Source organism: Kitasatospora sp. NPDC087314, from assembly GCF_044744365.1.
Lineage (GTDB): Bacteria > Actinomycetota > Actinomycetes > Streptomycetales > Streptomycetaceae > Kitasatospora.
The window spans coordinates 430,975-451,683 of sequence record NZ_JBIUYE010000001.1; the positions used below are offsets into that span (position 1 = coordinate 430,975).

Annotated in this window: 19 protein-coding genes and 2 riboswitches; of the genes, 11 read left to right on the plus strand and 8 right to left on the minus strand. The window is 70.8% G+C overall.

Features of this window, described 5'->3' with window-relative positions; genetic code table 11:
* Positions 1 to 10 precede the first annotated feature (10 nt).
* On the plus strand, positions 11 to 988 hold the full coding sequence (locus ACIO5E_RS01960; RefSeq protein WP_400662421.1) for a carbohydrate kinase family protein: 978 nt from the start codon (positions 11 to 13) through the stop codon (positions 986 to 988).
* Here ACIO5E_RS01960 and ACIO5E_RS01965 read toward each other — a convergent pair.
* Positions 981 to 2,378 carry a cysteine desulfurase/sulfurtransferase TusA family protein gene (locus ACIO5E_RS01965; protein WP_400662424.1) on the minus strand — a complete coding sequence of 466 codons (1,398 nt, stop codon included), beginning with the start codon at positions 2,376 to 2,378 and terminating at the stop codon, positions 981 to 983. The genes ACIO5E_RS01960 and ACIO5E_RS01965 overlap by 8 nt on opposite strands.
* Before the next feature lie 362 nt (positions 2,379 to 2,740).
* Here ACIO5E_RS01965 and coxB point away from each other — a divergent pair, with 362 nt between their 5' ends.
* From coxB to ACIO5E_RS01985, 4 genes are all read left to right on the plus strand, one after another.
* The gene (coxB, locus tag ACIO5E_RS01970; protein WP_400662427.1) at positions 2,741 to 3,595 is read left to right on the plus strand and encodes a cytochrome c oxidase subunit II; all 855 of its coding nucleotides are present in this window, start codon (positions 2,741 to 2,743) and stop codon (positions 3,593 to 3,595) included.
* Entirely contained in the window at positions 3,592 to 5,367 is a 1,776-nt protein-coding gene (gene ctaD, locus ACIO5E_RS01975; protein WP_400662430.1) for a cytochrome c oxidase subunit I, read from the plus strand. The genes coxB and ctaD overlap by 4 nt, the downstream gene beginning before the upstream one ends.
* On the plus strand, positions 5,367 to 5,783 hold the full coding sequence (locus tag ACIO5E_RS01980) for a cytochrome c oxidase subunit 4 (RefSeq protein WP_400662433.1): 417 nt from the start codon (positions 5,367 to 5,369) through the stop codon (positions 5,781 to 5,783). Before ctaD ends, ACIO5E_RS01980 begins: the two co-directional genes overlap by 1 nt.
* A 177-nt stretch (positions 5,784 to 5,960) precedes the next feature.
* Positions 5,961 to 7,217, plus strand: coding sequence for an Ig-like domain-containing protein (locus ACIO5E_RS01985; RefSeq protein ID WP_400662435.1), 1,257 nt, complete (start codon positions 5,961 to 5,963; stop codon positions 7,215 to 7,217).
* A gap of 29 nt (positions 7,218 to 7,246) precedes the next feature.
* Here the strand turns inward: ACIO5E_RS01985 and ACIO5E_RS01990 are convergent, their stop codons facing one another.
* The 5 genes from ACIO5E_RS01990 to ACIO5E_RS02010 all read right to left on the minus strand — a co-directional run bounded on the left by ACIO5E_RS01990 (position 7,247) and on the right by ACIO5E_RS02010 (position 12,059).
* Complete coding sequence (locus ACIO5E_RS01990) at positions 7,247 to 7,618, minus strand: GntR family transcriptional regulator (protein ID WP_400662438.1); 372 nt, start codon at positions 7,616 to 7,618, stop codon at positions 7,247 to 7,249.
* A 107-nt stretch (positions 7,619 to 7,725) separates the two neighbouring features.
* Positions 7,726 to 9,384 (minus strand): ubiquinol-cytochrome c reductase cytochrome b subunit, encoded by a 1,659-nt coding sequence (locus tag ACIO5E_RS01995; RefSeq protein WP_280674585.1) that lies wholly within the window; start codon positions 9,382 to 9,384, stop codon positions 7,726 to 7,728.
* A complete protein-coding gene (locus ACIO5E_RS02000; protein ID WP_400662442.1) occupies positions 9,381 to 10,433 on the minus strand; it encodes a Rieske 2Fe-2S domain-containing protein in 1,053 nt (350 codons plus the stop codon). The genes ACIO5E_RS01995 and ACIO5E_RS02000 overlap by 4 nt, the downstream gene beginning before the upstream one ends.
* Positions 10,434 to 10,441: 8 nt before the next feature.
* Positions 10,442 to 11,251: a c-type cytochrome gene (locus ACIO5E_RS02005; protein WP_400662444.1), complete on the minus strand. Its 810-nt coding sequence runs from the start codon at positions 11,249 to 11,251 to the stop codon at positions 10,442 to 10,444.
* A gap of 187 nt (positions 11,252 to 11,438) precedes the next feature.
* Positions 11,439 to 12,059: a heme-copper oxidase subunit III gene (locus tag ACIO5E_RS02010; protein ID WP_280674579.1), complete on the minus strand. Its 621-nt coding sequence runs from the start codon at positions 12,057 to 12,059 to the stop codon at positions 11,439 to 11,441.
* A gap of 395 nt (positions 12,060 to 12,454) precedes the next feature.
* Here ACIO5E_RS02010 and ACIO5E_RS02015 point away from each other — a divergent pair, with 395 nt between their 5' ends.
* The 3 genes from ACIO5E_RS02015 to ACIO5E_RS02025 all read left to right on the plus strand — a co-directional run bounded on the left by ACIO5E_RS02015 (position 12,455) and on the right by ACIO5E_RS02025 (position 15,773).
* On the plus strand, positions 12,455 to 12,880 hold the full coding sequence (locus ACIO5E_RS02015) for a hypothetical protein (protein WP_280674577.1): 426 nt from the start codon (positions 12,455 to 12,457) through the stop codon (positions 12,878 to 12,880).
* A gap of 140 nt (positions 12,881 to 13,020) precedes the next feature.
* Positions 13,021 to 14,097 carry an anthranilate phosphoribosyltransferase gene (gene trpD, locus ACIO5E_RS02020; protein WP_280674575.1) on the plus strand — a complete coding sequence of 359 codons (1,077 nt, stop codon included), beginning with the start codon at positions 13,021 to 13,023 and terminating at the stop codon, positions 14,095 to 14,097.
* 143 nt (positions 14,098 to 14,240) lie between these two features.
* Positions 14,241 to 14,358, plus strand: a riboswitch (SAM riboswitch).
* Between the two features lie 50 nt (positions 14,359 to 14,408).
* Entirely contained in the window at positions 14,409 to 15,773 is a 1,365-nt protein-coding gene (locus tag ACIO5E_RS02025) for an aminotransferase class V-fold PLP-dependent enzyme (protein WP_400662448.1), read from the plus strand.
* A gap of 14 nt (positions 15,774 to 15,787) precedes the next feature.
* Here ACIO5E_RS02025 and ACIO5E_RS02030 read toward each other — a convergent pair whose 3' ends face one another.
* Both ACIO5E_RS02030 and ACIO5E_RS02035 read right to left on the minus strand, forming a co-directional pair.
* Positions 15,788 to 16,069 (minus strand): Lrp/AsnC ligand binding domain-containing protein, encoded by a 282-nt coding sequence (locus ACIO5E_RS02030; RefSeq protein ID WP_030240061.1) that lies wholly within the window; start codon positions 16,067 to 16,069, stop codon positions 15,788 to 15,790.
* 42 nt (positions 16,070 to 16,111) lie between these two features.
* Positions 16,112 to 16,894: a rhomboid family intramembrane serine protease gene (locus ACIO5E_RS02035; RefSeq protein ID WP_400662450.1), complete on the minus strand. Its 783-nt coding sequence runs from the start codon at positions 16,892 to 16,894 to the stop codon at positions 16,112 to 16,114.
* Between the two features lie 201 nt (positions 16,895 to 17,095).
* Between ACIO5E_RS02035 and ACIO5E_RS02040 the strand changes: the two genes are divergently transcribed.
* The 3 genes from ACIO5E_RS02040 (at position 17,096) to ACIO5E_RS02050 (ending at position 20,211) form a co-directional block, all read left to right on the plus strand.
* Positions 17,096 to 17,359: a hypothetical protein gene (locus tag ACIO5E_RS02040; RefSeq protein WP_400662453.1), complete on the plus strand. Its 264-nt coding sequence runs from the start codon at positions 17,096 to 17,098 to the stop codon at positions 17,357 to 17,359.
* Positions 17,360 to 17,497: 138 nt separating this feature from the next.
* Positions 17,498 to 18,976 (plus strand): NYN domain-containing protein, encoded by a 1,479-nt coding sequence (locus ACIO5E_RS02045; protein WP_400662456.1) that lies wholly within the window; start codon positions 17,498 to 17,500, stop codon positions 18,974 to 18,976.
* A gap of 200 nt (positions 18,977 to 19,176) precedes the next feature.
* Complete coding sequence (locus tag ACIO5E_RS02050) at positions 19,177 to 20,211, plus strand: NlpC/P60 family protein (protein ID WP_400662459.1); 1,035 nt, start codon at positions 19,177 to 19,179, stop codon at positions 20,209 to 20,211.
* Between the two features lie 334 nt (positions 20,212 to 20,545).
* Positions 20,546 to 20,699, plus strand: a riboswitch (cyclic di-AMP (ydaO/yuaA leader).
* Positions 20,700 to 20,709 lie beyond the last annotated feature (10 nt).

Below are 20,709 nucleotides of genomic sequence, written 5' to 3' on the forward strand. Positions count from 1 at the left end.
GAGACCTTCCGTGCGTATCGCCGTCGCCGGCTCGATCGCCACCGACCACCTGATGACGTTCCCCGGTCGGTTCGCCGACCAGCTCGTCGCCGAGCAGCTGCACACCGTGTCGCTGTCCTTCCTGGTCGACACCCTGGACATCCGCCGCGGCGGGGTCGCGCCGAACATCGCGTTCGGCATGGGCGTGCTCGGACTCCGCCCGATCCTGGTCGGTGCGGCCGGCGCGGACTTCGCCGAGTACCGCAGCTGGCTGGAGCGCAACAACGTGGACTGCACCTCCGTCCACATCTCCGAGACCCGGCACACGGCCCGCTTCATGTGCACCACGGACGAGGACCACAACCAGATCGCCTCGTTCTACACCGGTGCCATGGCGGAGGCCCGCAACATCGAGCTCAAGCCGATCGCCGACCGCGTCGGCGGCCTCGACCTCGTCCTGATCGGCGCCGACGACCCGCAGGGCATGGTCCGGCACACCCAGGAGTGCCGCACCCGCGGCTACGCCTTCGCCGCCGACCCCTCCCAGCAGCTGGCCCGCCTGGAGGGCGACGACATCCGGGAGATCGTCGACGGCGCCGCGTACCTCTTCACCAACGAGTACGAGGCCGCGCTGATCGAGAGCAAGACCGGCTGGGGCGCCGAGGAGATCCTCACCCGGGTCGGCACCCGGATCACCACCCTGGGCAGCAAGGGCGTGCGGATCGAGCGCAAGGGCGAGGCGCCGATCCTGGTCGGCTGCGCCGCCGAGGAGGCGAAGGTCGACCCGACCGGCGTCGGCGACGCCTTCCGGGCCGGCTTCCTGGCCGGCCTGTCCTGGCAGCTGGACCTGGAGCGCTCCGCCCAGCTCGGCTGCATGCTCGCCACCCTGGTGATCGAGACCGTCGGCACCCAGGAGTACGAGCTGCGCCCGACCGTCTTCCTGAAGCGCTTCGAGGACGCCTACGGCGCCGAGGCCGCCGCGGACGTCCGCGCGCACCTGGTCAAGTAGTCCGCCGGACGACCAGGTAGGCCGTGCCCCGGTCGCCGCCGTAGTCGGCGGCCGGGGCCTCGCCCGCGTACTCCTGCCCGCGCATCTCGCACCAGGCCGGGATGTCCAGCCGGGCCGCCTCGTCGTCCGACAGCACGGCGACCGTGCCGCCCTCCGGCACCTCGCCGATCCGCTTCGCCAGCTCGATCACCGGCAGCGGACACCGCTTGCCCAGGGCGTCGATGACGAGGGTCCGCGTCTGCACCCGCGGCGCCGGCAGGTCCAGCCCGAGGGGCGCCCGGACGCCCGCGACCAGCTCCGGCAGCACGGTGAGGAAGCGCTCGACGTCCGCCTCGGCCGTCCCGGCGGGCAGCGAGACCCGGACGTTCCCCTCCGTGAGCACCCCCATCGCGGCCAGCACATGGCTCGGCGTCAGGGTGGAGGAGGTGCAGGAGGAGCCGGAGGAGACCGCGAAGCCCGCCCGGTCCAGCTCGGTGAGCAGCACCTCGCCGTCCACGTACAGGCAGGAGAAGGTGACGATGTGCGGCAGTCGCCGCACCGGGTCGCCGACCACCTCGACCTCGGGCACCAGCTGCGGCACCCGGGCCCGGATCCGCTCCACCAGCGCGTGCAGCCGGGCGTTCTCCCGCTCGGCCTCGGCCCGGACGGCCCGCAGTGAGGCGGCCGCGGCCACGATCGCCGGGACGTTGACGTAGCCGGGCACCCGCCCGCCCTCGCGTTCGTCGGCCGGCAGCGGCGAGACGTACCGGACGCCCTTGCGCACCGCCAGCACCCCGACCCCGGGCGGCCCGCCCCACTTGTGCGCGCTGGCGGTCAGCAGCGACCAGCCGGCCGGGACGTCCATCCGCCCGACGCTCTGCGCCGCGTCGACCAGCAGCGGGACGCCGGCCTCGCGGCAGTGCCCGGCGACCTCGCCGACCGGCTGGACCGTCCCCACCTCGTGGTTGGCGCTCTGCAGGACGGCCAGCGCGGTGTCCGCGCGCAGCAGCGCGGCGAAGGCCTCCGGGTCGACCCGTCCGGCGCGGTCCACCGGCGCCACCGAGACGGTGCCGCCGCCGACCTCGTGCCCCTCGGCGACGTGCAGCACGCTGGAGTGCTCCACCGCGGAGTGCACCAGGTGCCCGCCGCGCCGCCGGTGGCCGGTCAGCGCGCCCTGCATGCCGAGCTGGACCGCCTGCGTCCCGCTCGCGGTGAAGGCGATCTCGTCGGCCCGGGCGCCCAGGGCCTCGGCCACCGTCTCGCGGGCGGCGTCCAGCAGCATCCGGGCCTGCCGGCCGGAGCGGTACAGCCGGGCCGGGTCGGCCCAGCCCTCGTCCAGGGCGGCGATCAGTGCCTGCCGTGCGACGGGGTGCAGAGGGGCCGTCGAAGCCGCGTCGAAGTACACGGTCACATTTAACGGCACATCCGGAGGCCTTCCGGCCCGACGACATCGCTTACCGGCCGTCAGTCGATCACCCCGAATGTCCGCTTCGTCCTCGTCCGACGGACCGTCACCCGCGTTGTTCGACGCCATCCCCCGATCGGGCGTAAGGACCTCGAATGCCTACGATGACCTGCGACGCAGCCCCTGCCGGGCCTGATCGGGCGACCGGGCGGCGCGTTACCGGGGGCTGCCCGTCAGGAGCGCATAAGGCTGGAGTAGGGTTTGGCCCGCATAAGCATTCAAACCGTGCCCGTGGACGGGTCGCCGGGGAGGCTCACAATCCTCCGCGGGGCGACGCGAAGGCGGGCGAGACTTCGGGAAGGCGCTACGTGAGTCCCAACGGCTCCGACCGCTCGCCGCGGCGCACGATGCGGCGGAAGCTGCCTCAGGCGCTGGCACTGGGCCTCGTCATCGCGACCGCCACCGGCTGCTCGGCCAACGACCTCCCCAGGCTTGGCCTCCCGAGCCCCGTCACCAAGGAAGGGCCGATGGTCCTCCAGATGTGGCAGGGTTCCTGGATCGCGGCGCTGGTGGTCGGCGTACTGATGTGGGGTCTGATCATCTGGAGCGTGATCTTCCACCGGCGCAGCCGCACCGGCGTGGAGGTCCCTCCGCAGACCCGGTACAACGTGCCCATCGAGGCGCTCTACACCGCGGTCCCCATCATCATCGTGTCGGTGCTCTTCTACTTCGTCGCCCGCGACGAGTCGAAGCTGATCGCCGTCTCCGAGAAGCCGCAGCACACGGTCAACGTGGTCGGCTTCCAGTGGAGCTGGGCGTTCAACTACGAGAACACCGAGAACCCCGACCCGGCCAACAAGAACGCCGCGTACGACGTCGGTACGCCCAAGGACGCTCCGACGCTCTGGCTGCCGGTCAACGAGACGGTTCAGTTCCGTCTGACCTCGCGTGACGTCATCCACGACTTCTGGCCCGTCAACTTCATGATGAAGATGGACGTCGTGCCGGGCGTGGTGAACAAGTTCGAGGTCACCCCCACCGTCAAGGGCGAGTACATGGGCAAGTGTGCGGAGCTCTGTGGCGTCGACCACTCGCGCATGCTGTTCAACGTCAAGGTCGTCGACCGCGCCGACTACGACAAGCACCTGGCGGACCTCCGGGCCAAGGGCCAGACCGGCGCGGTGCCCTCCGGCATCACGACCATGGGAAGTGAAGAGAAGTGACCATCCTCAACGAGCCCGCCGCGGCCGGCGGGGGCGCCGGGGCCGTCACGGTCGGGGCGCAGCGGACCCGCAAGCCGGGTTCGACCATCATCAAGTGGCTGACCACCACCGACCACAAGACGATCGGCACCCTGTACCTGGGCACGTCGTTCGCCTTCTTCCTGATCGGTGGCATCCTCGCCCTGGTCATGCGCGCCGAGCTGGCTCGTCCCGGGACCCAGATCCTGTCGAACGAGCAGTTCAACCAGGCGTTCACGATGCACGGCACGATCATGCTGCTGATGTTCGCGACGCCGCTGTTCGCCGGCTTCGCGAACTGGATCATGCCGCTGCAGATCGGCGCCCCGGACGTGGCGTTCCCGCGTCTGAACATGTTCGCGTACTGGCTGTACCTCTTCGGCTCGACCATCGCGGTGGCGGGCTTCCTCACCCCGAACGGTGCCGCCAACTTCGGCTGGTTCGCCTACTCCCCGCTGTCGGACGCGGTCCGCTCGCCGGGCGTCGGCGCCGACATGTGGATCATGGGTCTGGCCTTCTCCGGCTTCGGCACGATCCTCGGTGCGGTCAACTTCATCACCACGATCATCTGCATGCGCGCCCCCGGCATGACGATGTTCCGGATGTCGATCTTCGTCTGGAACGTCCTGCTGACCGCCGTGCTGGTCCTGCTGGCCTTCCCGGTCCTGGCCGCCGCGCTGTTCGCCCTGGAGGCGGACCGTAAATTCGGGGCCCACGTATTCGATCCCGCCAACGGCGGGGCGATGTTGTGGCAACACCTCTTCTGGTTCTTCGGCCACCCCGAGGTGTACATCATCGCGCTGCCGTTCTTCGGCATCGTCTCGGAGATCATCCCGGTCTTCAGCCGCAAGCCGATGTTCGGCTACTCCGGTCTGATCGCGGCCACCATCGCGATCGCCGGTCTGTCCGTGACGGTGTGGGCGCACCACATGTACGTCACCGGCCAGGTGCTGCTGCCGTTCTTCTCCTTCATGACCTTCCTGATCGCGGTCCCGACCGGTGTGAAGTTCTTCAACTGGGTCGGCACCATGTGGAAGGGCTCGCTGAGCTTCGAGACGCCGATGCTCTGGACGGTCGGCTTCCTGGTCACCTTCCTGTTCGGTGGTCTGACCGGTGTTCTGCTGGCCTCCCCGCCGATCGACTTCCACGTCTCGGACTCGTACTTCGTCGTCGCCCACTTCCACTACGTGGTCTTCGGCACCGTCGTCTTCGCGATGTTCGCCGGCTTCCACTTCTGGTGGCCGAAGATGACCGGCAAGATGCTGGACGAGCGCCTCGGCAAGATCACCTTCTGGACGCTGTTCTTCGGCTTCCACACCACCTTCCTGGTCCAGCACTGGCTCGGTGCGGAGGGCATGCCCCGCCGCTACGCCGACTACCTGGCCTCGGACGGCTTCACCACGCTGAACACCGTCTCGAGCATCGGTTCGTTCGTGCTCGGCGCCTCGATGCTGCCCTTCCTCTACAACGTGTGGAAGACCGCCAAGTACGGCGAGAAGGTCGAGGTCGACGACCCGTGGGGCTACGGCCGCTCGCTGGAGTGGGCGACCTCCTGCCCGCCGCCGCGGCACAACTTCCTCACCCTGCCCCGGATCCGCTCCGAATCCCCGGCCTTCGACCTCCACCACCCGGAGATCGCCGCGCTGGACTACCTGGAGAACCACGGTGAGCCGGCCAAGCACCTCGCCGGTGTGACCCCGGCGAAGTACGACGCCCCGAAGCTGGACAAGGGTAAGAAGGAGGGCGACGCCTGATGAAGGAACAGGGAAAGATCTTCCTCGGCCTGGCGGTCTTCGTCCTCGCGATGGCCATCACCTACGGCCTGTGGACCAACCACTCGGACCACGGGATCGAGGCGGCCGGCACCACGGCGCTCTTCCTCGCCTTCTCGCTCTGTGCCTTCATCGGGTACTACCTCGCCTTCACCGCCCGTCGGGTGGACAGCGGCGCGGGTGACAACCCCGAGGCCGAGGTCGCGGACGACTCCGGCGAGCTGGGCTTCTTCGCCCCGCACAGCTGGCAGCCGCTCTCCCTGGCGATCGGTGGCTCGCTGGCGTTCCTCGGTGTGATCTTCGGCTGGTGGCTGCTGTTCTGGTCGATCCCGATCATCCTGATCGGCCTCTTCGGCTGGGTCTTCGAGTTCTACCGGGGCGAGAACCAGAACCAGTAGGTTCCCTGGTTCCGCCGCCGACAACAGGGCCGGTCCCCCCGCACGGGGGGACCGGCCCTGTTGCTTCCCCAGGGTGACCGCCTCACTCGCCCGGGTGAACGGATGGTCGCTCGGATGTCGCTTCGCCTCACGCCGTTCATACGATCTGATCAATCATGCGAACCCTCGGAGGCGGTCATGGCCGACAGGCGTGGAATCGCAGGTATCGGCGGCATCTCGCTGACCCTCGCAGTGCTGGCCCCGCTGGCCGCCTGCTCGTCCGACAGCGACAAGGCGACCGGTCCCCACCGGATCGACGCGGCCCCGCTCGTCCATCTCTCGGCCGTGGGCAAGGTCGATCCCTCCCGGCCGGTCACGGTGACCTCGGTGCCCGGCAGCCGGCTCACCGACGTCACCGTGGTCGGCCCGGACGGCAGGGTGGTGGCCGGACAGCTCGCCGAGGACCAGCACAGCTGGCAGACCACCGGCCGGCTGAAGGCCGGCACCGACTACTCGGTGCGGATCGCCGCCGACGACGGCAAGGGCGGCCGCGGGGACACCACCGCGGGCTTCAGCACGCTCGCCGCGCAGCGGCTGCTGACCGCGAAGCTGGGACCGGACTCCTCCGGCAGTGGCGTCTACGGCGTCGGCCAGCCGCTCACCGTGCAGCTGTCCGAGGCGGTGAAGGACCCCCAGGCCCGCCAGGAGGTCGAGCGCGCCCTGACCGTCGCCTCCCAACCCGCCGTCACCGGCGCCTGGTACTGGGTGGACGACAAGAACCTGCACTTCCGCCCGGAGGAGTACTGGCCGTCCGGGGCCACCGTCTCGCTGGCCTTCGACGGCACCGGCAGCCGGATCGCGGACGGCCTCTACGGCGGCGACCGCAGCGCGCTGAGCCTGCGGATCGGCGACCGGGTCGAGTCGGTGGTCGACGCGGCCACCCACGAGCTCACCCTGCTCCGCGACGGCAAGCGGGTCCGGCGCATCCCGGTGACCACCGGCAAGCCCGGCTTCGACACCCGCAACGGCGTCAAGGTGGTGCTCGGCCAGGAGCGCTCCGTCCGGATGAACGGCGAGACGATCGGGATAGCTGCCGGCAGCTCGGAGGCCTACGACCTCGACGTGGAGTGGGCCACCCGGGTGACCTGGAGCGGCGAGTACGTCCATGCGGCGCCCTGGTCGGTGAGCTCGCAGGGCGTGGCGAACGTCAGCCACGGGTGTACCGGCATGAGCACCGACGACGCCAAGTGGTTCTACCAGAACACCAGGGTGGGGGACCTGGTGACGGTGGTGAACAGCCACGGCGCCACCATGGAGCCGTTCGGCAACGGCTTCGGGGACTGGAACGTCTCCTGGACGGACTGGGTCAAGCACGGCGCCCTGGGACAGCCCGTCAGCACCACCGTGCCGGCCTCCCAGGCCCACGCCGCCGGGATGATCCGCCCGGAGGTCTGAGCCCCCGCGGCGGGCCCGCGCAGGCCTCCTCAGGCCCCCGCGTAGGCCAGCCGCAGGGCGGTGTCCACCGCGGCCAGCGCGTCCACGTGCGAGAGCCCGAGCCGGGTCGCCCGCTCGGCGTACTCGGTGGCGGCCGCGGCGGCCAGCCGGTGCGCGGTGTCGCCGGTGGCGGCGATCAGGGTGCCGCGCCGGCCGTGGGTCTCCACCACGCCGTCCGCCTCCAGCTCCCGGTAGGCCCGGGCGACCGTCCCCGCGGCCAGCCCCAGTTCCTCGGCCAGGGCCCGGACGGTGGGCAGCCGCAGCCCGGTCGGCAGCTCGCCGGAGCGGGCCCGCTCGGCGATCTGGGCCCGGATCTGCTCGTACGGGGGAGTGGCGGCGGCGGGGTCGACGGACAACTGCACGAGGGGCTCCTGGAGGGTACGGACGGGGGACGGGAAAGCCCGAGAGCCGCCGACCAGAAGAACTCTGGTCAGCGGCCCTCGGGTGTGACGCTGTGGCGCGTACGGGATCAGTGGTGGCCGTGGCCGCTGGTGATCTCGTGGTGCTCCTCGGACGTCGGCTTGGGGATCTGGCTGCCGCCGCCGTAGAAGCCGCGGGAGAGCTTGGCCCGGGTGCGGTTGAGCAGACCGGACTTGGCGGCCACGCCGTTCTCGTCCGTCTGGGCCGGCAGCTCGACCGGCTGGATCTGCTCGTGCGCGGTGAGCTTGTACAGGTCCTTCTGCGGCAGCTGGGCGTGCACCTCGACGAACTCGCCGTGCGGCAGGCGCTTGATGACGCCCGTCTCGCGGCCGTGCAGCACCTTCTCCTTGTCCCGGCGCTGGAGGCCGAGGCACCAGCGCTTGGTGATGATGAAGGTGATGACCGGCACCGCGAAGAAGCCGACGCGGACGAAGTAGGTGATCGAGTTGATCGACAGGTGCAGGTGGGTGGCGAACAGGTCGTTGCCACCACCGACCAGCAGCACCAGGTACAGGCTGATCCAGGCGGCGCCGAGCGCGGTGCGGACCGGGGCGTTGCGCGGGCGGTCCAGGATGTGGTGCTCGCGCTTGTCGCCGGTGATCCAGCCCTCGATGAACGGGTAGACCGCGATCGAGACCAGGACCAGCGGGAAGATCATCAGCGGGATGAAGACACCCAGGTTCAGGGTGTGGCCCCACAGGCCGACCTCCCAGCCCGGCATGACACGGATCAGACCCTCGGAGAAGCCCATGTACCAGTCGGGCTGGGCGTCCGTGGAGACCTGGTCCGGGCGGTACGGGCCGTACGCCCAGATCGGGTTGATCGTGGCGATCGCCGAGATGGCGGCGATCAGGCCGAACACCAGGAAGAAGAAGCCACCGGCCTTGGCCATGTAGACCGGCATCAGCGGCATGCCGACGACGTTCTTCTCGGTCTTGCCCGGGCCCGCCCACTGGGTGTGCTTGTGGTAGAAGACCAGGATCAGGTGCGCCACCAGCAGGCCGAGCATGATGCCCGGGATCAGCAGCACGTGGATCGTGAAGAAGCGCGGCACGATGTCGTGGCCGGGGAACTCGCCCCCGAACAGGAACATCTGGACGTAGGTGCCCACCAGCGGGACGGCGAGGATCGCGCCTTCCATGAAGCGGATACCGGTGCCCGACAGCAGGTCGTCCGGCAGCGAGTAGCCGAAGAAGCCGTCGAACATGCCCAGGACCAGCAGCAGGAAGCCGAAGACCCAGTTGATCTCACGCGGCTTGCGGAACGCGCCGGTGAAGAACACGCGCATCATGTGCACGAGCATCGCGGCCACGAAGACCAGGGCGGCCCAGTGGTGGATCTGCCGGATCAGCAGACCGCCGCGGACCTCGAAGCTGATGTCGACCGTCGACGCGTACGCCTCGGACATCCCGATGCCCTTGAGCGGGACGTACGAGCCGTTGTAGACGACCTCGGCCATCGAGGGCTTGAAGAACAGCGTCAGGTAGACACCGGTCAGGATGATGATGACGAACGTGTAGAGGCAGATCTCACCCAGCATGAAGGACCAGTGGTCCGGGAAGATCTTGCGCAGGTTGGCCTTGGCGAGGGAGTAGATCCCCAGCCTGCCGTCCGTCCAGTCCGCGGCGGCTTCCCACTTGTTGGCGGGCTTGGCGCGCGTGCTGGCGGGCTTGGCGGCACCGGAGGTGGTGCTGCTCGCGCTACTCATCGAGCACGCTCCCAGTAGCTCGGGCCGACGGGCTCCTCGAAGTCGCCGGTGGCGACCAGGAAGCCCTTCTCGTCAGTGGTGATCTTCAGCTGCGGCAGCGGGTGGCCGGCCGGGCCGAAGATGACGCGCGCGCCGTCCGCCAGGTCGAAGGTCGACTGGTGGCAGGGGCAGAGCGCGTGGTGGGTCTGCTGCTCGTAGAGGCTGATCGGGCAGCCGACGTGCGTGCAGATCTTGGAGTAGGCGAGGATGCCCTCGAAGCCCTTCTCCCGGGACTTGTCGTCCTTGATGTCGTCCGGCGCGATGCGCACGAGCATCAGGGCGTCCTTGGCGATCGCCTGCTGGAAGTCCTCGTCGTGGACGTGCAGGCCCTCGGGCATGGCGAAGGTCAGCGAGCCGACGACGATGTCCTCGGCCTTCATCGGCTGGCTGGTGCTCATGTTGATGAGCTGCAGCGGCTTGACCGGGGTCGCCTCCTTCCAGCCCGTCTCCTTCAGCTTCTTCTCGGGCAGCGGGCCGAGGTCGCGGAGCAGGACCACGCCGGAGAGCGGGACCAGCGCCATCGAGCCGATGAGGGTGTTGCGGATCATCTTGCGGCGGCCGAAACCGGACTCCGCGGCACCGGTCTTGAACTGGTCGATGACGTCCGCGCGGACCTCGTCGTCAGCCTCGATCGGGTGACGCTCGGCCGGCAGCTCGACGTCCGACATCAGCGTGCGGGCCCAGTGGACCGCACCCGCGCCGATCATGAACAGCGCGACGCCCAGGGTCAGGCCGAGCGCGAAGTTCAGCGCGCTGACGTGACCGAGCGGGAAGATGTAGACGATCTTGTCCGGGTCGATGGCCACGTACGAGGCGATGAAGCCGACGGTGGCGATCATCGAGACCACGAACATCAGCGAGACCTGGCGCTCGGCCCGCTTGGCGGCCCGCTCGTCGATGTCGGTGCGGCGGGGCTCGTGAGCCGGCAGGCCCGGGTCGGCGAACGGGTCGCCGTGCTCGGCGACCTCACCGGCGGAGCCGTGTGACTCCGGAAGCTTCTCTTCTGACATGTCGTGGCTCATGACTTCTTGGCCTTGGTGGTGTGGGCGGCGACCCAGATCGCGACCGCGATGAGCGTGCCGAGACCGAAGATCCAGCCGAACAGACCCTCGGTCACCGGACCGAGGCTGCCGAGCGTGAGACCACCGGGGTTGGGCTCATCGTTGGTGGTGTGGCGGACGAAGGCCACGATCTGCTTCTTCTGCTCCTCGGGCATGGTGGTGTCCGGGAACGACGGCATCTGCTGCGGGCCGGTCTGCATGGCCTCGTAGATGTGCTTGGCGTCCACGCCCTCCAGCGACGGGGCGTACTTGCCCTTGGTCAGGGCACCGCCCTGGCCGGCGAAGTTGTGGCACTGGGCGCAGTTGGTGCGGAACAGCTCGCCACCCTTGGAGATGTCGTCCGGGTTGGTCGAGGTGTACTGCTCCTTGGTCGGCGTCACCGGGCCGGGGCCGAGCGAGGCCACGAAGGCGGCGAGCTGGTCGATCTCCGCCTGCGAGTAGATGTTCTTCTTGCGCGGCACCTGGGCGCCGGGCTGCTGGGCCGGCATGCGGCCGGTGCCGACCTGGAAGTCGACGGAGGCGGAGCCGACGCCGACCAGGCTCGGACCGTCGCTGCTGCCCTGGCCGTTCAGGCCGTGGCACGAGGAGCAGCCCACGGCGAAGAGCTTCTTGCCCTCATCGATCGCGAGCGACTGCGCGGCGACGTCGGCCTGCGCCTTGTCGGCGGGCGCGAACGCGGCGTACAGCCCCCCGGTTGCCGCCAGGGCGAGAAGTAGGACGACCAGCGCCGCCAATGGGTGGCGCCGTCGTGCGGAGAGCTTTTTCACGGAATAACCCCGGTGTCAGGATCTGGTCGACTGGTGGGTGCACCCGGCGGCCGGTCTGGCCGGCACGAGGCTGCCTGTCTAGGGCTGCGCGCGCGGTCGGTCGGTGGGAGCGTCGCCACCGGCAGAATCGGCCCGACGCCGGTGAGGGCGGGGACCGAAGCCGGTGGCCAGCGACTTGATCAGCTGGTTACTTGATCAGGTAGATGGTCGCGAACAGGCCGATCCACACGACGTCGACGAAGTGCCAGTAGTACGACACGACGATCGCGGCGGTGGCCTGCTCGTGCGTGAAGCGCTTGGCTGCGTACGTCCGTCCCAGGACCAGCAGGAAGGCGATCAGACCACCCGTCACGTGCATACCGTGGAAGCCGGTGGTCAGGTAGAACACCGTGCCGTACGGGTCGGAGGACAGCGAGAGGCCGTCCTTCTTGACCAGCTCGGTGTACTCGAAGATCTGGCCGCCGATGAAGATCGCGCCCATCACGAAGGTGATGACGAACCACGAGCGGAGCTTCTTCACGTCCCCGCGCTCGGCGGCGAACACGCCGAGCTGACAGGTCAGCGAGGAGAGCACCAGGATCGTGGTGTTGACCGAAGAGAAGGGCACATTGAGGGCGTGCGCCTTCTCGGTCCAGAACTCGGCTCCCTTGACGGAGCGGAGCGTGAAGTACATCGCGAAGAGGGCCGCGAAGAACATCAACTCGGAACTGAGCCAGACGATCGTTCCGACGCTGACCATGTTCGGCCGGTTGACCGATCCGTGCGCGTGCCCGGTTTCTACTGCTGTTGCTGTCGCCACGACGGACATTATGTCGGTCCCTTATTCCGTCTTCACGTCGGGGGGTGTCCCTCGGAGTGTCCGGTGCGTGCGGTATGCCCCCCTGAGGGGCGACGGGGTGTCCGGATGGCGGCTGAGCAGCGGCGTGTCCCTTTTCTGACGGTTCCTCGGAGGAGCCTGCGACCCCGTTGCCCAGCGTGTCGTTGCACGTCTGGCGGAGCCTCCGGCGGTAGGGCGCGGGCGCCGTGTCGGCCGTACGGGTGGACCGGGCGGGTCCGGGTGACGGGCTGTCCTCCGGGCGGGTGAGTCCCGGGCGCGGCGCCTTGAGAAGGAACGTCGGCGAGGGGGGCTCGGCGAGCGGTGATCGGGAGTAGCATCCGGATCAGGCGAACGTGGTCCGGATCACACTTGAGGGAGCAGGGCCCATGGCGTACACGACCGACGAGACGCTCACCGTCCTCGTCTACAGCGACGACCGCAACACCCGCGAGCAGGTGCTGACGGCGCTCGGCCGTCGGCCCGCCGAGGACCTTCCGGAACTGTCCTACCTGGAGTGCGCGACCACCCCCGCGGTACTGAAGGCACTGGAGAAGGGCGGCGTGGACCTCTGCATCCTGGACGGCGAGGCGGTGCCGGCCGGCGGGCTCGGGCTCGGCCGCCAGCTCAAGGACGAGATCTACGGCTGCCCGCCGGTGCTGGTGCTGATCGGACGGCCGCAGGACTCCTGGCTGGCCGCGTGGAGCCGGGCCGACGCCGCGATCTCCCGCCCGGTGGACCCGGTGGCGCTGGCCGAGGCGGTCGCCACCCTGCTGCGGGCGCGACTGGCCAAGCGGGCCCCGGTCGGCCGTTGAGCCAGGTCGCCGCAGGGCGGACGGCGCCGTCTCAGTACTAGAGAAGACGGGGTCGTGGGCACGCCGCCGGTCGATAGGCTGACTCCATCCGTACGGACGTCCCCCCGCTGCGGGGAACCCGACAACAGCTGGAGTCAGCCATGGTGAACGTGAACCCTGCGAACGGTGGTACCGACCCCGCGCAGGTGGTCCGCGCCTGGCCGGACGTCCTGGCGGCGCTGTTGAAGGGGGAGGACCTCGACCGCTCGGCCACCGCGTGGGCGATGGACCGGATCATGAGCGGCGAGGCGTCCCCCGTCCAGGTGGCCGGGTTCATGGTGGCGCTGCGGGCCAAGGGCGAGACGGTCGACGAGATCACCGGCCTGGTGGACGCGATGTACGCGCACGCCGAGCCGCTGGACATCCCCGGCCCCGCCGTGGACATCGTCGGCACCGGCGGCGACCGGGCCAAGACCGTCAACATCTCCACCATGTCGGCGATCGTCGCGGCGGCGGCCGGGGCCAAGGTGATCAAGCACGGCAACCGGGCCGCCTCCTCGGCCAGCGGCTCCTCGGACGTGCTGGAGAAGCTCGGCGTCAGCCTCGACCTGCCGGCCCGGCGGATCGCCGAGGTCGCCGAGGAGGTCGGGCTCACCTTCTGCTTCGCGGCCAAGTTCCACCCGTCGATGCGGCACGCCGCCACCGCCCGGCGCGACCTCGGGGTGCCGACCGCGTTCAACATCCTCGGTCCGCTGACCAACCCGGCCAAGGTCACCGCGCACGCGATCGGCTGCTTCGACACCCGGCTCGCCGGGCTGATCGCCGGGGTGCTCGCCCGGCGCGGCTCGACCGCCCTGGTCTTCCGGGGCGACGACGGCCTGGACGAGCTGACCATCACCACCACCTCGCGGGTGTGGATCGTGCGGGACGGGACCGTCACCGAGACCACCTTCGACCCGCGGGACGTCGGCATCGAGCTGGCCGGCATCGAGACGCTGCGCGGGGCGGACCCGGGGTACAACGCCGAGGTCGCGCGCCGGCTGCTGGCCGGTGAGCACGGGCCGGTGCGGGACGCCGTCCTGATGAACACGGCGGCGGCGCTGGTCGCGCTCGACCTGGGCGAGGCGCCGCTCGCCGAGCAGCTCGCCGCCGGCATGGCGCGGGCGGCGCAGGCCATCGACTCGGGCGCGGCGCAGGAACTGCTGCGGCGTTGGTCGGAGGCCACCAGCCGGGTGTGACGCGGTACTTGGGAGCCCGTGCCGGGACGCCGGCACGGGCTCCTCGCGTTCCCCCCCAGCCCGGTGGCGGGCGGGCGGGAGCGCCGTCCGGATGGTGGATACCTGTTTGACCACCCGCGGGACGCGACCTAGAGTCTTCGCCAGGTCATGAGTGACAGCGTCAAGCCCCAGCTTGCTGTCCGGCAACCCTCCGTCCGTGGCGGGGTGCCCTGGGTGAGGACCGGGTCGCTCGGCAAACCGTCCGCGCGGCAAGCGCGGACGCCCGACGACTAGCACTCCCGGGGTCCCACACCCCGAAGGAGTGCATTCCCATGTCCGTTTCCACCGAACTCTGCGCCCCGCTCGCCGTCCTCGGCCACGACGTCCAGGTCCCGCTCGCCAGCGGTGAGAAGGTCGGCTACGCGGCCCTCGACTACGCGGCCAGCTCCCCGGCGCTGAAGCGGGTCTGGGACGACGTCGCCGCCTACGCCCCGTACTACGGCAGCGTGCACCGCGGCGCCGGGTACCTCTCCCAGCTGTCCACCGACCTGTTCGAGCAGAGCCGCCGCACCGTCGCCGAGTTCCTCGACCTGCGCGAGGGCGACCAGGTGGTCTTCACCCGGGCCACCACCGACTCGCTCAACCTGCTCGCCGCGGCCGTCCCGGCCGGCACCCGGGTGTTCGCCTTCGAGACCGAGCACCACGCCTCGCTGCTGCCCTGGGCGCACGCCGGGCTGGACGTCAGCTACCTGAGGGCGCCGCGCTCGCACGCCGAGGCGGTCGCAGCCCTGGACGCCGCGCTCGCCGGGGCGCCCGAGGGCCCCAAGCTGCTCTGCGTCACCGGCGCCTCCAACGTGACCGGCGAGCTCTGGCCGGTCGCCGAGCTGACGGAGACCGCGCACCGGCACGGCGCCCGGGTGGTGCTGGACGCCGCCCAGCTGGCCCCGCACCACCGGGTCTCGGTGCGCGATCTGGACGTCGACTGGATCGCCTTCTCCGGCCACAAGATCTACGCGCCGTTCGGCGCCGGCGTGCTGGCCGGTCGGGCGGACTGGCTGGACGCGGCCGAGCCGTACCTGGCCGGCGGCGGCGCGACCCGGACGGTGGCCCGGGAGGCCGACGGCTCGGTGGCCGTTCAGTGGCACGGCGGCCCGGCCCGGCACGAGGCCGGTTCGCCGAACGTCATCGGCGCCTACGCGATCGCCTCGGCCTGCCGGGCGCTGAGCGAGGCGGGCTTCGACGCGCTGGAGGCCCGGGAGCGGCAGCTGATCGCCCGGCTGACGGCGGGGCTGGCGGAGATTCCGCAGGTCAAGGTGCTGAACCTGTTCGGCGCCGGGTCGGCCCGGGTGGGCGTGCTGTCCTTCGTCGTCCAGGACTGGAACAGCTCGCACTTCTCGGCCGCGCTGTCCGCCGAGTACGGCATCGGGGTCCGCGACGGCCTGTTCTGCGCGCACCCGCTGCTGCGCACCCTGCTGGGGGAGGAGGACGTGGCCCCTTCGGAGTGCGGGGCGCCCGAGCCGTCGCTGCCCGGCGAGCGCAGCCTGAACGCGATCCGGGTGAGCTTCGGGGCCGGGACCCCGGACGAGCACGTCGACCGCTTCCTGACCGCCGTCCGCGAGCTGGTCACGGACGGTGCGGCGTGGAACTACCGCAACGAGGGCGGCCGCTGCGTCGTCGACACGCGCCGGGAGGGCTGACGGGGCCGGCGGGGCTACTCGTCCAGGCCGAGGGCGAAGGCGGCCTCGAGGTCGTGCTGGGAGTAGGTGCGGAAGGCGATCTGGGTCTCGGTGTGCGCCACCCCGGGGACCTTGTTCAGCCGACCCGGGATGACCTCGGCCAGGTCGTCGTGCCGGCGCACCCGGACCATCGCCACCAGGTCGTAGCCACCGGTCACCGAGTACACCTCGCTGACGCCCTCGATGGCCGCGATGGCCTCGGCGATCTCCGGGATGCGGTCGACACTGGTCTTGATCAGGACGATGGCGGTGATCACTGTTTCGGGCTCCTTCGTGGGGTGCCGCCAGCGTATCGGGCGTCAGCCGGGTCGTCGCGGGGGGTGGCTGACCACCGTGCAGGCGTAGAGGAAGCCCGCCGAGAAGCCGATCACGTGGACCAGATAGGCGACCCCGGGCCCGGCCGAGTGGACCGACCACCACTGCAGGGCGAACCAGAGGCCGAGCACCAGCCAGGCCGGGAAGCGCAGCGGCAGGAACAGCAGCAGCGGGACGAGCGTGGTCACCCGGGAGCGCGGATGGAAGCGCAGGTAGGCGCCGAGGACGGCGGAGATCGCGCCGGAGGCGCCGATCAGCACCCGGGTGGAGTCCGCGGAGTGCGCCTCGGCGAGGGCGAAGCCGTACGTGGCCAGGCTGCCGGCGGCCAGGTAGAAGAGGGCGTACCGGGCCCGGCCCAGCCGCTGTTCGACGGTGGGGCCGAAGACGTAGAGGAAGAGCAGGTTGCCCAGCAGGTGCAGCCAGCCGGCGTGCAGGAAGAGCCCGGTGAGGACGGACAGCGCCGGGCGCTTGCCCGGGGTGGGCCTGGCCGGGCAGCCCGGGGCCGGCTCCGGGGCCTCGGCCAGCTGCTCGGCGGTCAGCGGCCGTCCGGCCAGTACCTCGGCGGGGATGACACCCCAGCGCTGCTCGTACCGCTGCTCCGCGCAGAGCCGGGTCTGGCCGGTGCCGTAGAGCGGGTTGAGCCCGGCGGCCGGGCCCAGCAGGAACACCAGGGTGTTGACCGCGATCAGGGTGTAGGTGACCACCGGGGCGGGCACGGCCGGGCGGTCGCCCCGCGCGTCGGTGTGCCCGGGGGCGGTCAGTGCCATGCGGCCAAGCATCCCTCCGGCCAGGGCGTGTGACACCGCCTTGTACGGCAGGTGGACTAGCCCTGCGGTTCCCCTGACCGGTGGCCGGGACGGTTGCCTCAGGCAATAGGCTTGGGGCGGGCATTCCCGCCTCCCGCCGCCGACGCCGGGGCTCCGGGGGGAGCGCCTAGCCCACCCAGGGACCACCCGAGAGGACCCCCGATGACCGTCCCCGCCCTGACTGCCGAGACGCGCTGGCGCTGCACCCTGTGCGGAAACCTCACCCGCTTCGACCTGACCCGCACCGCGCGGGTCACCGAGTTCCTGCACTTCGACCTGGCCGGCGAGTCCAAGGTCGAGGAGACCGAGGTGCTGAGCGAGACGGTCGAGTCGGTGCGCTGCCGCTGGTGCAACGCCGTGGACCAGGTCGAGCTGGTGGCCCGTCCGGGCGCCGAGGGCGCGGAGGCCCCCGCCGAGCAGGGTTGACGCCCGACGGTCCGGTGGACGGGTGCGCGGCGCGCCCGGCCACCGCACTGGGACAATACAGACAGGACGCACGGAGCGTGACGACAGGGGCGGCGGCCGCGGGCCGTGCCCCGTAGGACCAGGATCGGAGCCGAGGACGTGGTGGACGCAGCGAGGGAGCCCGCCGAAGCGCAGGGGCTTCAGCCCGCTGCGGACGCGCAGGCGCCGGCCGCGGACACGGCCCCGTCCGAGTCCTCGGCCCCCGGCGGGGCGGCGGACTCCGGCGAGCGCGGTGGCACCGACGGGTCGGCGGAGGCGGAGCAGGCCGTCGAGAAGCTCGACCGGCCGCTGCCCGAGGGCGTGCGCCGGCGCGTGGTCGGCCTGGCCTCGGACGCGCTCGGCGGACTGCCGCAGGGCGAGCTGCCGCAGAGCCTGCGCCAGTACGTCAAGTTCACCCCGGCCCGCCGGGCCAAGTACGCGGCCACCGCGCTGGCCGCGGCGCTGGAGGCGGAGCCGGCCTTCCGGGTGCGGATAGCGGAGCGGCTGCGGCTGGGCCAGCCGGACCTGGTGAAGGCGTTGGAGTCGGGCAGTGTCCCGGGCGCCGCCGATCCGATGGACGTCGCGGCCGCCGCCTACCTGGTGCGCTCGGCCGGTTGGAGCCGGCTGGTCGCCGAGGCCGGGGAGGAGGCCGAGCGGGCCGGTGCCGAGGGCGTGGCCGCCGAGGCCGCCCGGCTGGTGGAGAAGCTGCAGGCCGAGCTGGCCGAGCTGCGGGCGGCTGCCCGGGCGGACCTGGACCGGCAGCGTGCGGAGTCCGAGGACGTCCGCCGGGAGGCCGAGTCGCTGCGCAAGAAGGTGCGCTCGCTGGAGAGCGACACCCGCCGGGCGCAGGCCGAGACCCGGCGGCTGGCCGGGGAGCTGGAGGCCGCGAAGGCGCAGGCGGCGGCCGAGCGCGGCGCCGCGGAGACCGAGGCCCGGCGGTTGCGGCACCGGGTCGGGGAGCTGGAGACCGCCGCCGAGCAGGGCCGCCGGTCGGCCCGCGAGGGGCGCAGCGTCGAGGACATGCGGTTGCGGCTGCTGCTGGACACCGTGCTGCAGTCGGCACAGGGGCTGCAGCGGGAGCTGGCGCTGCCGGTCTCCCAGATCCGCCCGGCGGACCTGGTGGAGGCGGTGGTGCCGGGGTCGGCCTCGCCGCACGACGTGGCCCGGCGCGGCCTGGCCGACGACGATCCGGCGCTGCTGGACCAGCTGCTGGCGATCCCGCAGGTGCACCTGGTGGTGGACGGCTACAACGTGACCAAGACCGGCTATCCGGCGCTGCCGCTGGAGCAGCAGCGGATCCGGCTGCTGGGCGGGCTGGCGATGCTGGCCCAGCGCACCCAGGCGGAGGTCACCTGTGTGTTCGACGGGCAGGACCTGGACGTTCCGGTGATCATGGCGCCACCGCGCGGTGTGCGGGTACGGTTCAGCCGGACCGGGGAGACCGCGGACGAGCTGATCCGCCGTCTGGTGCGGGCCGAACCGCAGGGCCGGCCGGTGGTGGTGGTGTCCACCGACCGGGAGGTCGCGGAGGGCGTGCGGAAGGCGGGCGCGCGCCCCGTGGCCTCCGTTCTGCTGCTGAACCGGCTGGCCCGGCCCTGACCACTGCCCGGGCGGGATGACGCCTGGTCAGCGCCCTGTTTGCGAGGGTGTGCACATCCCGTGAATTCAGCGGGGGAAATGGAGTTCACGCCTTCGGGGGAGTGGCAAAACGCGTAGATCTTCACTAGGGTCTGGCGTCAAACCTATTTTCCGGATTCTCACCTGATCGGGTGAGGCCGATGGAAGAAGGAGCAGTTCCCTTGGCCTCCCACCGCCGTCCCAAGCAGCCGAGCCGCGCGCGGGTCTCCGTGCTCACTGCCGCCGCTGCGACTGCGGTCGCACTCTCCGCACAGGTCGCCGCGCACGCCGCGCCCCAGCCGAACAAGAGCGACGTCAAGGCGCAGATCGACCAGCTCCAGCAGGACCAGGAGCAGGCGGCTGAGAAGTACAACGGCGCCAAGGAGCGGGCCGACCAGCTCCGCAAGCAGGCCGACCAGCTGCAGGACCAGGTGGCCCGCAGCCAGGACCAGATGACCCGGCTCCAGACCGGCCTGGCCGGTGTGGCGGGCGAGCAGTACCGCACCGGCGGGATCGACCCGTCCGTCCAGCTGATGCTCTCCTCCGACCCGTCCGGTTACCTGGAGAAGGCCTCCACCGTCCAGCAGGCCAGCACCAGTGAGACCGAGGCGCTCAAGGGTCTGCTGGACCAGCAGCGCCGGCTGGACCAGGAGAAGGCCGAGGCCGCCGCCGTCCTGGCCTCACTCGACTCCACCACCAAGGACCTGAACCAGGCCAAGTCGGACGTCAACCAGAAGCTCAAGGCAGCTCAGGACCTGCTGAACTCGCTCAGCGCCTCGGACCGCGCCGCGCTGCGCGCCCAGCAGACGCAGGACGACCGGGCCTCGCGCGGCAGCGAGCGCACCGACCTCGGCAGCCTCCCGCAGGCCGGTGGCTACGCGGGCGTGGCCGTCGCCAAGGCGATGAGCAAGCAGGGCTCGCCGTACGTGTGGGGCGCCACCGGCTCGACCACCTTCGACTGCTCGGGCCTGATGGTCTGGGCGTACGGCCAGGCCGGCATCTCGCTGCCGCGCACCTCGCAGGAGCAGGGCAACGTCGGCACCCGGGTCACGCTGGACCAGGCCCAGCCGGGCGACCTGGTCATCTACGGCCCCGACCGGCACCACGTCGCGATGTACATCGGCAACGGCATGGTGGTGCACGCGCCGCACACCGGCGACGTGGTGAAGGTGATGAAGGCCGACGCGATGCCGATCAACACGATCCGCCGGGTCTGACGGCCCGACACGCCCGCCGGCCCCGTCCGGGCCTGTGATCCGCGCCACCCTCCGACCGGGGGGTGGCGTTCGGTTTTGCCCGCCGGGCGACCACATCGTGAAAGCCGATCAGCTTTGCGTGTGGCGGTGATCACCATCTGTCATATTCACAGAAGAACTTTGGTCTTCTTCCGTCTTTTTTCTGACAAGGATTTGAACGGATCACGGTTCAGTTACTAGGGTCATGCTTCGAACCACCGCACTGTCGATCGCCCAGCCGGGGTGGCGGCGGTGGTTTCCGTCGAGTTCGCGACGCAGCGGGGCGGGCCGAGTGCCTGCCCGACGGGGAGCCCAGCAGTCGGGGGCGCTGTCGAGCGGAGCCGGGGAACCACGTTCCTCCGGGGTGAATCGGCGCCAGGTCGGCCGGTGGAACGGCCGTGAGGCGTCGTAGGGCATGCTTCCGGCCCGAACCCGTCAGCTCACCCGGTAGGCGGCCGTAGGAAGAAGGAGTCCGCCTTC